This window comes from Providencia sp. PROV255, assembly GCF_028478065.1.
Classification (GTDB): domain Bacteria; phylum Pseudomonadota; class Gammaproteobacteria; order Enterobacterales; family Enterobacteriaceae; genus Providencia; species Providencia rettgeri.
In genome coordinates this window covers 1-13,751 of record NZ_JAMPMI010000028.1, presented here as the reverse complement: position 1 = coordinate 13,751, position 13,751 = coordinate 1, and the positions used below count along the sequence as shown (strand labels likewise).

Here is a 13,751-nt window from a genome sequence, read left to right as displayed (position 1 = left end):
ATGCGCATTATAGGGAGTCAGAAAAATCTGGCAACCCCTTTTTTGCATTTTTTTATTCAACTGCTGCATTCCACAGCAAAACCCCTACTTATACTGACTTATGCACGAAGTTATCCACAACCTGAAAATAATTTTAAAATTATCGCGCATTACGCAAACGTTTGCGTTACAATTGGTTAGAAATTTCAGCATTGATTTTGTTTTTATGTTCTGAAATTGTTAGTGACTTATATATTGTTATAGAGAAAGTTGGCAAATTCCGCTTTGCTTTCATCAATAGATATAATAGGTATATAAGAAAAGCTCGTTGAGTTTTTCACTGACTGATATTCGTTATTGCCTTATTTATTCAAATCCAAGGGATCTATCTCATGCAACTGCTTCGTCCTATTCGTCGTGCCCTGCTTAGTGTGTCTGATAAAACAGGGGTTGTTGAATTCGCTAAGGCGTTATCTCAACGTGGTGTTGAGCTCCTATCTACCGGCGGTACTGCAAAGTTACTCGCTGAGTCAGGACTAAACGTAACTGAAGTTTCAGATTACACAGGGTTCCCTGAAATGATGGATGGCCGAGTAAAAACATTGCACCCGAAAGTGCATGGCGGAATTTTAGGTCGTCGTGGTACGGATGATGCCATTATGCAACAGCATGATATTGCACCGATTGATATGGTCGTTGTTAATCTATATCCATTTGCCCAAACCGTGGCAAAACCAAATTGTACCCTTGAAGATGCTGTAGAGAATATTGATATCGGCGGCCCAACCATGGTGCGCTCCGCGGCTAAGAACCATAAAGACGTAGCAATTGTAGTAAATAGTAATGACTATCAAATCATTATTGATGAAATGGATAACCACGAAAACTCACTCAATTGGTCTACGCGGTTTGACCTCGCAATTAAAGCTTTTGAACACACTGCAGCTTATGACAGCATGATTGCGAATTACTTTGGTGAATTAGTTGCCCCTTATTATGGTGATACGACCCAGCCTTCTGGCCGTTTCCCTCGCACCTTGAATTTAAATTTTATTAAGAAACAAGACATGCGTTACGGAGAGAACAGCCATCAAGATGCCGCTTTTTATATAGAAGAAAACCCAAAAGAAGCGTCTATTGCAACTGCTCAGCAGATCCAAGGTAAAGCCCTGTCTTATAACAATATCGCTGATACCGATGCAGCTCTTGAATGCGTTAAATCATTCGAAGAGCCTGCTTGTGTCATTGTTAAACATGCAAACCCTTGTGGTGTCGCTATCGGTGATTCGATTCATGCTGCTTATGATAACGCATTCAAAACTGATCCAACTTCTGCTTTTGGCGGCATTATCGCTTTCAATCGTCAATTAGATAAAGAAACTGCTCAAGCCATTATCGATCGCCAATTTGTGGAAGTCATTATTGCGCCTTCTGTTGCTAAAGATGCACTACCTATTCTTGAGACTAAACAAAACGTTCGCGTACTTGAATGTGGCGAATGGAGCAAACCAGTTACAGGATTAGACTTTAAACGTGTGAATGGTGGTTTATTGGTACAAGACCGTGACTTAGGTATGGTTGAAAAGGAAGCGCTACGTGTAGTCACAAACCGCCAACCTACAGAGCGTGAATTAAAAGATGCTATGTTCTGCTGGAAAGTCGCGAAGTTTGTGAAATCGAATGCGATTGTTTATGCCAAAAATGACATGACCGTTGGAATTGGTGCAGGGCAAATGAGCCGTGTCTATTCTGCAAAAATTGCAGGTATTAAAGCCGCTGATGAAGGTTTAGAAGTCGCTGGCTGTGCAATGGCCTCAGATGCCTTTTTCCCATTCCGCGATGGTATTGATGCCGCAGCTGCTGTTGGAGTAACCTGTGTTATCCAACCAGGTGGTTCTATCCGTGATGATGAAGTCATTGCGGCGGCAAATGAACATGGTATCGCCATGATTTTCACTAATATGCGTCATTTCCGTCACTAATTATTAGGAGTCTAGTAATGAATATTTTGATTATTGGTGGCGGCGGCCGTGAACATGCCTTAGCTTGGAAAGCGGCTCAATCCCCTTTAGCAAATAAAGTGTATGTTGCCCCAGGCAATGCAGGCACAGCATTAGAGCCGACCCTTGAAAACGTCAATATTTCGGCAACTGATATCAATGGATTGCTTCAATTCGCCAAAGATAAGCAAATTGGTTTAACTATTGTCGGCCCTGAAGCACCATTGGTTATTGGTGTAGTCGATGCGTTTAAGGCTGCTGGCTTAACTATTTTTGGCCCAACCCAAGGTGCTGCACAGCTTGAGGGTTCAAAAGCATTTACCAAAGATTTTTTAGCTCGTCATCATATTCCTACTGCGGCTTATGAAAATTTTACTGAAATTGAACCTGCTTTAGCTTACTTAGATAAAGTAGGCGCACCAATCGTGATCAAAGCAGATGGGCTTGCTGCAGGTAAAGGGGTTATTGTTGCAATGACTCTGCAAGAAGCGAAAGAAGCTGTTCATGACATGTTAGCAGGGAATGCCTTTGGTGATGCAGGCCACCGTATCGTGATCGAAGAATTTCTTGATGGTGAAGAAGCGAGTTTCATCGTTATGGTAGATGGTGAAAATGTCATTCCAATGGCGACTAGCCAAGATCACAAACGTGTTGGTGATGGTGATACTGGCCTAAATACTGGTGGAATGGGCGCTTACTCCCCAGCGCCTGTTGTGACAGATGAAATACATAAACGCGTAATGGAACAAGTCATTTACCCTACAGTTAAAGGTATGGACCAAGAAGGAAATCGCTACCAAGGCTTCTTATATGCAGGTTTAATGATTGATAAAGCAGGTAACCCAAAAGTTATCGAGTTTAACTGCCGTTTTGGCGATCCTGAAACTCAACCTATTATGATGCGCTTGCAATCGGACTTAGTCGCTTTATGTTTAGCTGGCGCGAAAGGTGAGTTAGCAGGTAAAGATTCATTATGGGATGAACGCCCTGCTTTAGGGGTAGTAATTGCTGCAGGTGGTTACCCAGGTGATTACCACAATGGCGATGTAATTTCAGGTTTACCAACCACTGAAGCCACGGATAGTAAAGTTTTCCATGCTGGTACTCGCATGAAAGATGGAGAAGTCGTGACTGCCGGTGGTCGCGTCCTATGCGTAACAGCATTAGGTAATGATATTGCTAAAGCACAAGCCAAAGCTTATGAAGTCGCCAAAGCGATTCACTGGAATGATAGCTTCTATCGCAACGACATCGGCTACCGCGCTATCGCTCGTATAAAATAATACAAAGTACTAAACCATTCCCTGAGCTGATAAGAGGAAACTTTTATCAGCTTTTTTATTTTCTATTTTTTGAACTTGTTTTTGCCTTTGACCATTCACACAGACAATGGCTCTAAGTATTTCGAATCACAGCAAAGCTGCAAGAGAGAGAATCTCTAGGAACATACATAAGTATGTGACTAGAGTGAGCGAACGTAGCAATATAGCTGAGGCTCGAAAGACGACGAGCGATTATTTATAAGCTATCTTTAGAAGGTTGCCAGCGGCAAAAATCGGTATCAGCTACCATCAAAAGCTGGTTTCCCTCTGAAGACTCCAACCACGCTAAATTTAGCTGGGAATGCCACACTTTCGCACGGTTTTGTAACCACTTTTCAGCATAGGCTTCAAAAGTCACTTCGCGCACATCACCCTCACAGGTGGTCACTTTGCCTTGTTGCCAGCGACCTTGATAGAGTTTGACGCCGCCGACAATCAGTGCAGTGTTTGTCTCGAGTATGCGTTCTGCTTCAAAGCGCCAACGCGTGATTTCATCAGCCGAAAGTGATGTTTTATGGCCATCTTGAGCACGCTGCATAAAAATAACGTCATTATTTTTATCGAAACGTAATTGTTCAGTGATATCACCATTTTTTTGATTCAAGATTTGGCTACGAATTTGCCAGAGGTTACCAGAGCGGTACTCGAAGAAATTAACGGAAGTGTCTGTGCCTTTATAGGGGCTATAAACCACCATTAAGACCAGAGGTTGGCTTTTTGCATTATTTAGCCGCCACATACGAATGACGCCATCATCGGCAATAAAACCGCTTGCACTAAACTCAGGTAGCTTTGGTGCATTAGAAGAACAGGCGCTTAGCATTGAGATGGCTCCCAATACCAGCAACCCTTTTTGAATAAACAAAAGGGGTAGTTTTTTACCCCTTCTGGTGATTCGTCTGTACAATGTTCTTATTTTACAGCTTCTTTCAGTGCTTTACCGGCAGAGAAAGCGGGTACAGTTGTAGCAGGAATTTGAATTTCTGCTTTAGTTTGTGGGTTACGACCAGTACGCGCAGCACGGTGGCTAACTTTAAAAGTACCGAAACCGACCAGTTGGACTTGCTCGCCTTTTTTCAGCGTTTCAGAAATAGCATTCAGAGTAGATTCTAATGCCGCTTTTGCCTGAACTTTGGTCAGGTCCGCTGATTCTGCGATAGCATCAACTAATTCAGTCTTATTCATAAATTATCCTTACACAGTGTGTTTATCGTTTGCAAAGCATCGAGTGCGTCGGATATGCCAAATTGACAGCCCCTGATACACGCCCCCGATAGCCACTTCTTCTCGCCCCTAAATGTAGACCAGAGTAGGGGCAAATGTGAAGTCTTAGTACTCAGCATTACTGCGTCAAGTCACGTTTTCGATAATGAAAATGCGAAAATCAGCTTAAAGTAATACCTATATTGCTCACCCCCGCTTCGCGGAGGTCAGATTTTAATCCTTTAATTAACTCTAAGTCGCGCTCTTCACAAGCTGCCAGTAAGCGGAAAATGTCCCACTGGATATCCCATTCCTCTTCAACGGCCGGGATTTCTTTGAGTTCTTCTTCTGTCATTTCCCGCCCTGCTTGAGTCATTTCGAGCATGGCAACTGTACGAATGGATGCTTCGCTAACCAATATTGCGTGTTCGAGGGTTTCACCACTCAATTTCGAATGAATAATTTCACCTAATGCAATACAGGCATCAATAGCTGGATACACACCATACATATCGAAATCATCTGCTGATGGGATAATTTCTTCTAATTTTTCTAACTGATTGTCGAAATTGACTTTGCTATCTTTAATGACCAAAGTTTCCCAAACTAAATCAAGGATGGAACGATAAACTTTTGCATCGGCAAATTCAGTTTGCTGACAAAACATTTGAAAGTTCGGATACATTCTTTCACATAGGCTCGCCATGAAAGTTGTATGTTGCCAGCTTTCTAATTTTTCCAACCTCAAATGAATGGGATTTCTTAACATAATTTCTGACTCATCAATCTTAATACTTCGCAGTTTACCTGAAAATCTGTCAATGCCACATATTTTGCTGATAATTAGCTGATTTTCTCATTCATTCGCTTAAAAAACGTTCGATTTGATGCAATTCCGTCAGCAAAACGCGTCGGTTCCGGCAACCGATAGCCTCTTAGACACTGCTTAACCCACGCTAGGGAAGACGAAAAACCTACTTTATGCCCCGGCGAAACATATAATGGTTTGCAGCGTTTTTTACTCCGCAACACCCAACCGAGTTGATTTTCACCTGCCATTAACGGCTGAACACTTTCAGGCTCTTCACTTAACTCAACCGCATCACCACATAAACGGCTTTTTGCTACACCAATTGTGGCTATATTCGCTTGTAACCCAAAATGGCAGGCAACACCAAACCGCCGCGGATGTGCAATCCCTTGCCCATCCACAAGCACTAATTCAGGTTTGTTTTGTATTTTTTCCCACGCCGCCATTAACCCTGGGACTTCACGAAAAGAAAGTAATCCCGGAATATAAGGCAATTGAGTCGGTATTCGAGCTATTTGATACTCAACAAGTTCTAACTGTGGCCAAGATAGTACAGCTACCACTGCACGTGTAATAGTGCCTTGCTGTTCAAAGCCTACATCGGCTCCACCAATCAATTTGAGTGGTGGAAATTCATCCTGCAAAATAATTTTTGAAGCTTGGCTAGTTTGTTCTTTTCGTAATCGTTGAGTATCTAAAACCATCATGCGTCCATTGCTTATGAGATTTAATTATTCTTAATCATAGATGATAATGGTGTACTTACAAGATTCTATAAATACACCACAAATCAAGAAGATCAATAAACGATAGTTATTGATGATATTGGCGGGATAAACGGTGAACAGCATCCACAAATGTACCTGCATGCTCAGGTGGAACATCCTGATGGATACCATGACCTAAATTAAATACGTGCCCTTCACCTTGGCCGAAGCCTGATAGAATATTTTGCACTTCTTCTTCTATACGAGCCGGTGGCGCATATAACATGGATGGGTCCATATTACCTTGTAAAGCAACTTTATCACCGACACGACGACGAGCATCTGCAATTTCAGTCGTCCAATCAAGCCCTAATGCATCGCAACCCGTTGCAGCCATTTCCTCTAACCACTGGCCGCCACCTTTAGTGAATAAGGTGACAGGAACACGGCGACCGTCATTTTCACGAATTAAGCCATCAATAATTTTATGCATATAATTCAATGAAAACTGTAAATAATCACGCTTAGTTAAGACCCCACCCCATGTGTCAAAAATCATCACGGACTGTGCACCTGCTCGAATTTGAGCATTCAAGTATAAAATGACACTATCTGCCAGTTTATCTAATAACAAATGCAATGTGTTCGGGTCTTCGTACATCATCTTTTTGATTTTAGTGAATGCTTTGCTACTGCCGCCTTCCACCATATAAGTTGCCAGTGTCCACGGGCTACCAGAGAAACCAATTAGTGGCACACTACCTTCAAGCGCTTTACGGATGGCACGAACTGCATCCATCACATAACCAAGTTCCATTTCAGGATCAGGAATAGGGATATTTTTTACATCTGCTGCGCTCATAATCGGTTTATGAAAACGTGGGCCTTCACCCGTTTCGAAATATAACCCAAGCCCCATTGCATCAGGGATAGTGAGAATATCAGAAAATAAAATTGCAGCGTCTAATGGAAAACGACGTAATGGCTGTAATGTCACTTCACAAGCCAATTCGGTATTTTTGCACAGAGCAATAAAATCACCAGCTTCAGCGCGTGTTGCTTTATATTCAGGCAGGTAACGCCCTGCTTGACGCATCATCCATACAGGGGTCACATCTACAGGCTGACGTAGCAAAGCGCGTAGATAGCGGTCATTTTTTAACTCAGTCATTATTTACTCCATTATTATAAGTGGCCGCCGCAAATGGCTAAGAGCGAAGTTCATTATTGTATCATGTTAATGGTAACAATATCAGCGCTGTGCTATTTGCCCGTTTCATATTCACTCTGACGACACAATGCGACCGTATCTTCAATCAAACGTCTAGCGATTGTGTCTGCCGGTGGGATCAACGGTAATTCATTGTAATGATACCAATTTGCGCTCACCAGTTCCTTAGGGTCTACTTTAATATCACCACTCTCATAATCCGCGAGAAAGCCCATCATTAAGGAATGAGGAAAAGGCCATGGTTGTGAAGATACGTAACGAATATTTTTCACTTTTATATGGCTTTCTTCCATGACTTCGCGCATAACAGCTTCTTCTAATGTTTCACCAACTTCAACAAAACCCGCAAGTACAGTAAATAATGGATTTTGCGAATGGCGCCGGTGCTGAGCCAATAGAATATGGTCATCACGGCGGATCCCCACAATAATACAAGGGGCAATCTGCGGGTAATAACGCTCATGGCAATGGTCACACAAACACGCCCATTCTGTTTCGCTATGGCGCATTGCCGTACCACAATAGCCGCAATAACGATGAGAGCGATAGAATTCCGCCAATTGCACACCTCGCCCAGCAAGACGAAATAAACCTTCATCTTGCGCAGCAACGATACGGGGAGATGACATATCTGATGGCATTTTTTCGGCGATCAACCAGACAATTTCCCCTAGCCACTCACCGATTGGCGTTGCTGTTTTTCCTTCTAACAAATAGTCCTTTGCCATACCTCGTGGAATATCCCCATGAGGTAACCACAAACGCCCGGAAAAACAGATAAACCACCAACCACTTTCTGTTCCTGATAATTTTAACTTATTCATTTTTTACATCTTTTGTTAGTTTTTATTGTCGATAAGATCAATCTATTAATGACACAATACACTTCTTTGACACAATGTCATTCAAACGTTTGTTTCATTATTTTTCTTTGTCAATTTTGACACTTTTTAGACGTTCCATTCCATAAAATGTCTAAAAACTGTCATAAAAGGATCAACTAACTGTCACTTCTTAAAATTAGGATGCTAAGTAACCAATACGGTTCACCGTTCTGCAAAAGTGAGAAAATAATGAAAACTATCGTTCCTGCGATTTTACTATCATTGACCGCATCCAGTGTGACATTAGCTGCTGATGCTAATTTAGCAGAGTTAATCGATGCAGCGAAAAAAGAAGGGCAAGTTTACAGCGTTGGAATGCCTGATACTTGGGCTAACTGGAAAGGAACTTGGCAAGACTTAGCGGCACAATATGGCTTGAAGCATCAAGATACTGATATGAGCTCCGCTCAAGAAATTGCCAAATTTGCCGCAGAAAAAAATAATGCGACAGCAGATATTGGTGATGTCGGTGCTTCTTTTGGGCCTGTTGCCGTGCAAAAAGGAGTGACTCAACCTTATAAACCAACAACGTGGTCACAAATTCCTGATTGGGCAAAAGACAAAGACGGTCATTGGGCTTTAGCCTATACGGGGTCTATCGCTTTTATGATTAATAATGATTTAGTGAAAGATGCACCGAAAAGCTGGGATGATTTACTAAAAGGGAAATATAAAGTCACCGTTGGGGATGTTGGTATCGCTGCACAAGCCAATAATGCTGTACTAGCTGCCGCATTTGCCCGTGGTGGTGATGAAAATAACCTAAAACCTGCCATTGAGTATTTTGCTGAACTCGCCAAACAAAAACGCCTATCCGTTAATGATCCAACTGTCGCAAATATCGAAAAAGGTGAAGTCGAAGTTGGCATCTTATGGGACTTCAACGCACTGAATTACCGTGATCAGATCAATCGTGATCGCTTTACAGTTGTGATCCCATCTGACGGTTCTGTCATTTCAGGTTACACCACTATCATCAATAAATTTGCCAAAAACCCAAATGCGGCAAAATTAGCTCGTGAATTTATTTTCAGTGATAAAGGCCAATTAAACCTTGCAGAAGGCTATGCTCGACCAATTCGTGCACAATATTTAACCTTACCTGATGATATTAAAGCCAAATTACTACCCGAAGAACAATATAAAAATGTTCAACCCATTAAGAATGCAGAAGGTTGGGAAAAATCGTCTCGTAATCTCCCTAAAATGTGGCAACAGCAAGTTTTGATCCACCAGCAGTAATTTAATGTATTGATTTTAGGAAAAAATTGATGTCTGAGAAAGTCATACTTGTTGTCCTTGACGGTTTAAGTTATTCAGTAGCCCATCATTGTATGGGCTATCTCAACGGTTTAATCAAAGCCGACAGTGCAACACTTTACCGATTAGAGTGCGAGCTTCCTTCGATGTCTCGCCCTCTATATGAATGTATACTAACGGGAGTTCCACCTGTCAAAAGCGGTATTGTAAATAACCAAATTGTCCGGTTATCCCATTTTGACAGCATATTCTCTCTTGCTCGCCTTGCAGGTAAAACAACTGCCGCCGCTGCTTATTATTGGGTGAGTGAACTGTATAACCGAGCACCTTTCGTAGCAACAAGAGACCGTTTTACCCATGATGAGTCGCTAACCATCCAACATGGCTGCTTTTATCAAGCAGATCATTACCCTGATGACCATTTATTTGTTGATGCGGAATATTTACGTAGTCAATTTGATCCTGATTTCTTATTGATTCACCCTATGAATATAGATGATACAGGGCATAAGTTTGGCTTTGATTCCCCACAATACCGTAATGCAGCACGCCATGCAGATATTATCCTGTCGAATTATATTCCTACATGGGTTGAGCAAGGTTATCAAATTCTGATCACGAGTGATCACGGTATGAATAATGATCGCAGCCACGGAGGGACACTCCCTGAAGAGTGTTTAGTTCCATTGTTTGTTGTCGGTTCGCAATTTTCTCATCAACCCTGCAATATTGAGCAAACTGAGATTTGTGGAACCATTTGTCGTTTACTTGGAACCCACTCTCTCGATAAACCAGTTTGTGATGCGCTGTTACAAGGAGATTTGTAATGGCTGATATTCCTGCCCCCTGTGAACAGGCATACCAACAACAGGGAAAAATTGCCATGTTAAAAAAACGCTTTGCTCGTTTTCATTGGCGTGCGGCACTGCTACTGCTGCCATTCTTTGTGCTGTTTAGTCTATTCCAAATCGCCCCAATGATTTGGGTGCTAATTAATAGCTTTATCTACGAAGAAGCATGGTCATTAGGTAACTACCTTGAAGTATTCAATAATGATTTTTACTTACAAGCGTTTGAAAATACCCTATGGCTTTCCGTTATTTGCAGTGTAATTGGCTTATTCATTTCCAGTATCACGGCATTTTCCATTTATAAAATGCAAGGGAAAATTCGCCGGATAATGATCTCCTTCACCACCATGGCCAGTAATTTCAGCGGTGTACCCCTTGCTTTTGCATTCATTATTATTTTGGGCTTCAACGGCGCGATTACCTTACAACTCAAGGCATGGGGAATTATCGAAGATTTTAATATATACAGTGCCAGCGGGTTAATGCTGTTGTATGTGTATTTTCAGATCCCATTAGGCGTTTTGTTGCTCTACCCCGCCTTTGATGCACTAAAACCGGAGTGGGAAGACGCTGCGAAAACAATGGGAGCAAGCAAGCTAACCTATTGGTTAAAAGTTGCTATTCCAGTGCTTTCCCCTGCTTTACTTGGTACTTTTATTATCCTAATTGCTAATGCCATGGGCGCATACGCCAGTACTTATGCCTTAACGAGTGGTAATTACAACCTTGTGACTATCCGAATTGCCAGTTTAGTTTCCGGCGATTTGTTTCTCGAACCGAATATGGCTGCTGCGTTATCAATGCTACTTATCGCTATCTTAGCTTTTATTACTGCTATCCATCATTGGTTAATCAAGCGGAGCTACCATGCAAAATAATAATGTGATTAGCCAAGTGATAACCAATAACAATAAACCCTCTGGATTATGGCTCCATAAGTTAGTATTAATCAGTGTTGCTAGCCTATTAGCGCTACCTATTATTGCCACATTTTTGTATTCCATCGCCAGCTCTTGGGGAGCCACTGTGCTACCCGATGCCTTGTCCATCAAATGGTATCTACAATTGTGGCAAGACCCGCGTTTTCTCATGGCATTTGGTCGTTCATTAATAATTTGCTTTGGTACGTTGCTGGTTAGCACATTAATTATTTTGCCGATGACATTTGCGGTATTTTATCGGTTCCCTAAACTCAAAGGGGTGATGGATTTACTGATTATTTTACCCTTTGCGATTCCGCCTGTCGTCTCGTCGGTGGGCTTGCTGCAAATATTTGCCGATGAACCATTCATGTTAGTTGGCACTCCTTGGATCCTGATTGGTACTTATTTCACCATCACGTTACCTTTTATGTATCGTGCTCTTGCGAATAGCTTTCAAGGTATTAATTTACATGACTTAATGGACGCTGCACATTTACTCGGCGCCAGTACTTTCCAAGCTTTTATGATGATTGTGTTACCAAATATTCGCAAAGGTATGTTGGTCTCATTATTAATTTCATTTTCATTTTTAATGGGTGAATTTGTGTTTGCCAATATTCTAGTGGGAACACGTTATGAAACCTTGCAAATCTATCTTTTCAATATGCGACAAACCAGCGGACATTTCACTTCTGCTCTGGTGATGTCATATTTTCTGTTTACCTTATTGCTGACATGGTTAGCAATGCGATTAAATCGTTCAGGAGATGAATGATGAGTTATGTTATTGCGGAAAACTTAGCTAAATCTTTTGGTACTAATCAGGTATTTGCTGATATTCAGTTTACTATCGAAAAAGGCGAATTTATTACCCTACTGGGCCCAAGTGGTTGCGGAAAATCAACTTTATTACGCTGTATCGCAGGACTTGAACAACTTAATGATGGTGAACTTTATATTAATCGCCAGAATGTAACCCACCAAGCTGCGCAGCAACGCGGGGTGGGTATGGTGTTCCAAAGTTATGCGTTATTTCCCAATATGACTGTGGTTGACAATATCGCGTTTGGTTTAAAAATGCGTAAAATTGATAGCCAAGCAAGGTCTAAAGCAGTCGCTGAAGTGATCGAATTAGTTGAGTTACAAGGAAAAGAACAACAATTTCCCCATCAGCTATCAGGTGGACAGCGTCAACGAGTAGCACTCGCAAGGGCATTAGTCATGAAACCGCAAATTTTGTTACTTGATGAGCCACTGTCTGCTCTTGATGCTCGCATTCGCAAGCACTTACGCCAGCAAATTCGCCAGATTCAACGCGAATTAGGTTTAACGACAATTTTTGTTACTCATGATCAAGATGAAGCGATGATTATGTCTGACCGTATTTTTCTTATGAATAAAGGCCAGATAGTGCAAAGTGGCACGGCAGAGAATATTTATACCCAACCAGCAACAGAATTTGTCGCTCGGTTTATGGGGCATTACAACCTTGTTGACTCCAAAAAAGCCAATACGATGTTAGGTCTTAATTTACAAGGTACACTTGCTATCCGCCCTGAGTCTATATATGTCAAAGAAGCAGGTCGCCAATATGGTAGCCATATTTCTCACCCTGTTGATGCTATTATTGTTGACCATCAATTATTGGGAAATATCATTCGTTATAGCGTCGATACACCTGCTGGTCACATGACAGTTGATTTACTCAATCGCTCATCTGAGCGTTTATTTGAACCGGGCACTCGCCTTGAATTGATGTTTAATAAAAATGAAATTCGCGCACTTAGTTAATAAGTAGATAGGAATATAATGCAAAACCAACTGGCCATTTTTGACTTAGATGATACGTTAATTCAAGGTGATAGCAGCGTATTGTGGACACAATATCTGTGGGACAGGCAAATTATCAACGACCCACAGTTTGTAGAGGCGGATAAAGCCATGATGGCGCAATATAATGCAGGCACATTAGATATGCCGACTTACTTACGTTTTAACCTGCAAACTCTCGCCAATGTAAAAACGGAACAAGTAGATATCTGGCTGGATGATTTTGTACAAAGCGTGATTTTACCGCGGATCTACCCTGAAGCGATTAGAACGATCGCAAATTATCGAGCTAAAAGGATCCCGATTATTGTGATCTCCGCAACTGTTTCATTTATTGTGAAAAAGATCGCCGAAAAACTTGGTGCAGACGTCGCCATGGGGGTCGATATTAAACAACAAAATGGCTGCTATACGACCGAAATTGACGGTATCCCAACCTTTAAAGAAGGCAAGGTTAAACGCCTTATGGATTGGGTTCGCCACCAGCCAATCACTGATGCCTATGTATATTTTTATACCGATTCTGCCAACGACCTGCCCATGTGCCAATTTGCCGATGAAGTATTTATTATCAACGGCGACGAACGCCTAACGCAAGCCGCACTCGAACACAATTGGCCACAATATCAGTGGAATTTATAAACCTTATTTTTATCTCAGCCTTGATTTCAATTTTTTAGGTTTTAACTAACTCGCCTTTCAAAGGTTCCTCTAAATTATTCGTGCTAGAGGAAGGAGATAAATAGAATT

At 41.7% G+C, this 13,751-nt stretch carries 14 protein-coding genes; 8 read left to right on the top strand and 6 right to left on the bottom strand.

Going from position 1 to position 13,751, the window contains the following annotated elements; genetic code table 11:
• Positions 1 to 371 precede the first annotated feature (371 nt).
• Both purH and purD read left to right on the top strand, forming a co-directional pair.
• Positions 372 to 1,961: a bifunctional phosphoribosylaminoimidazolecarboxamide formyltransferase/IMP cyclohydrolase gene (gene purH / locus PR725_RS20960; protein WP_109913179.1), complete on the top strand. Its 1,590-nt coding sequence runs from the start codon at positions 372 to 374 to the stop codon at positions 1,959 to 1,961.
• A 17-nt stretch (positions 1,962 to 1,978) separates the two neighbouring features.
• The gene (gene purD / locus PR725_RS20955; protein ID WP_109913180.1) at positions 1,979 to 3,262 is read left to right on the top strand and encodes a phosphoribosylamine--glycine ligase; all 1,284 of its coding nucleotides are present in this window, start codon (positions 1,979 to 1,981) and stop codon (positions 3,260 to 3,262) included.
• Positions 3,263 to 3,497: 235 nt separating this feature from the next.
• Here the strand turns inward: purD and PR725_RS20950 are convergent, their stop codons facing one another.
• From PR725_RS20950 to nudC, 6 genes are all read right to left on the bottom strand, one after another.
• Positions 3,498 to 4,124, bottom strand: a complete 627-nt coding sequence (locus tag PR725_RS20950; protein ID WP_117163043.1) for a DUF1481 domain-containing protein — start codon at positions 4,122 to 4,124, stop codon at positions 3,498 to 3,500.
• An 89-nt stretch (positions 4,125 to 4,213) separates the two neighbouring features.
• Positions 4,214 to 4,486 (bottom strand): HU family DNA-binding protein, encoded by a 273-nt coding sequence (locus tag PR725_RS20945; RefSeq protein ID WP_004264522.1) that lies wholly within the window; start codon positions 4,484 to 4,486, stop codon positions 4,214 to 4,216.
• A 199-nt stretch (positions 4,487 to 4,685) separates the two neighbouring features.
• Positions 4,686 to 5,273 carry a YjaG family protein gene (locus PR725_RS20940; RefSeq protein WP_109913182.1) on the bottom strand — a complete coding sequence of 196 codons (588 nt, stop codon included), beginning with the start codon at positions 5,271 to 5,273 and terminating at the stop codon, positions 4,686 to 4,688.
• Between the two features lie 74 nt (positions 5,274 to 5,347).
• Entirely contained in the window at positions 5,348 to 6,019 is a 672-nt protein-coding gene (gene nfi / locus PR725_RS20935) for a deoxyribonuclease V (RefSeq protein WP_210782495.1), read from the bottom strand.
• 109 nt (positions 6,020 to 6,128) lie between these two features.
• Positions 6,129 to 7,193, bottom strand: coding sequence for a uroporphyrinogen decarboxylase (gene hemE / locus PR725_RS20930; RefSeq protein ID WP_109913183.1), 1,065 nt, complete (start codon positions 7,191 to 7,193; stop codon positions 6,129 to 6,131).
• A gap of 92 nt (positions 7,194 to 7,285) precedes the next feature.
• On the bottom strand, positions 7,286 to 8,077 hold the full coding sequence (nudC, locus tag PR725_RS20925; protein ID WP_117163045.1) for an NAD(+) diphosphatase: 792 nt from the start codon (positions 8,075 to 8,077) through the stop codon (positions 7,286 to 7,288).
• A 249-nt stretch (positions 8,078 to 8,326) separates the two neighbouring features.
• On the opposite strand from nudC, the gene PR725_RS20920 reads away from it, so the two are divergent.
• The 6 genes from PR725_RS20920 to PR725_RS20895 are packed head-to-tail and all read left to right on the top strand — an operon-like array spanning position 8,327 to position 13,643.
• Entirely contained in the window at positions 8,327 to 9,379 is a 1,053-nt protein-coding gene (locus PR725_RS20920) for an ABC transporter substrate-binding protein (RefSeq protein WP_109913185.1), read from the top strand.
• A gap of 29 nt (positions 9,380 to 9,408) precedes the next feature.
• Entirely contained in the window at positions 9,409 to 10,224 is an 816-nt protein-coding gene (locus PR725_RS20915) for an alkaline phosphatase family protein (protein WP_109913186.1), read from the top strand.
• Positions 10,224 to 11,126 carry an ABC transporter permease gene (locus PR725_RS20910; protein ID WP_109913187.1) on the top strand — a complete coding sequence of 301 codons (903 nt, stop codon included), beginning with the start codon at positions 10,224 to 10,226 and terminating at the stop codon, positions 11,124 to 11,126. Before PR725_RS20915 ends, PR725_RS20910 begins: the two co-directional genes overlap by 1 nt.
• Positions 11,116 to 11,946: an ABC transporter permease gene (locus PR725_RS20905; RefSeq protein WP_109913188.1), complete on the top strand. Its 831-nt coding sequence runs from the start codon at positions 11,116 to 11,118 to the stop codon at positions 11,944 to 11,946. Before PR725_RS20910 ends, PR725_RS20905 begins: the two co-directional genes overlap by 11 nt.
• Entirely contained in the window at positions 11,946 to 12,962 is a 1,017-nt protein-coding gene (locus tag PR725_RS20900) for an ABC transporter ATP-binding protein (protein ID WP_109913189.1), read from the top strand. Before PR725_RS20905 ends, PR725_RS20900 begins: the two co-directional genes overlap by 1 nt.
• Positions 12,963 to 12,980: 18 nt before the next feature.
• Complete coding sequence (locus PR725_RS20895; protein WP_109913190.1) at positions 12,981 to 13,643, top strand: HAD family hydrolase; 663 nt, start codon at positions 12,981 to 12,983, stop codon at positions 13,641 to 13,643.
• Positions 13,644 to 13,751: the final 108 nt, after the last annotated feature.

Excerpts from the sequence above, each read along its gene's own strand:
- purH (WP_109913179.1), top strand. The coding sequence starts at position 372 with ATGCAACTGCTTCGTCCTATTCGTCGTGCCCTGCTTAGTGTGTCTGAT.
- purD (WP_109913180.1), top strand. The coding sequence starts at position 1,979 with ATGAATATTTTGATTATTGGTGGCGGCGGCCGTGAACATGCCTTAGCT.
- PR725_RS20950 (WP_117163043.1), bottom strand. The coding sequence starts at position 4,124 with ATGCTAAGCGCCTGTTCTTCTAATGCACCAAAGCTACCTGAGTTTAGT.
- PR725_RS20945 (WP_004264522.1), bottom strand. The coding sequence starts at position 4,486 with ATGAATAAGACTGAATTAGTTGATGCTATCGCAGAATCAGCGGACCTG.
- PR725_RS20940 (WP_109913182.1), bottom strand. The coding sequence starts at position 5,273 with ATGTTAAGAAATCCCATTCATTTGAGGTTGGAAAAATTAGAAAGCTGG.
- nfi (WP_210782495.1), bottom strand. The coding sequence starts at position 6,019 with ATGGTTTTAGATACTCAACGATTACGAAAAGAACAAACTAGCCAAGCT.
- hemE (WP_109913183.1), bottom strand. The coding sequence starts at position 7,193 with ATGACTGAGTTAAAAAATGACCGCTATCTACGCGCTTTGCTACGTCAG.
- nudC (WP_117163045.1), bottom strand. The coding sequence starts at position 8,077 with ATGAATAAGTTAAAATTATCAGGAACAGAAAGTGGTTGGTGGTTTATC.
- PR725_RS20920 (WP_109913185.1), top strand. The coding sequence starts at position 8,327 with ATGAAAACTATCGTTCCTGCGATTTTACTATCATTGACCGCATCCAGT.
- PR725_RS20915 (WP_109913186.1), top strand. The coding sequence starts at position 9,409 with ATGTCTGAGAAAGTCATACTTGTTGTCCTTGACGGTTTAAGTTATTCA.
- PR725_RS20910 (WP_109913187.1), top strand. The coding sequence starts at position 10,224 with ATGGCTGATATTCCTGCCCCCTGTGAACAGGCATACCAACAACAGGGA.
- PR725_RS20905 (WP_109913188.1), top strand. The coding sequence starts at position 11,116 with ATGCAAAATAATAATGTGATTAGCCAAGTGATAACCAATAACAATAAA.
- PR725_RS20900 (WP_109913189.1), top strand. The coding sequence starts at position 11,946 with ATGAGTTATGTTATTGCGGAAAACTTAGCTAAATCTTTTGGTACTAAT.
- PR725_RS20895 (WP_109913190.1), top strand. The coding sequence starts at position 12,981 with ATGCAAAACCAACTGGCCATTTTTGACTTAGATGATACGTTAATTCAA.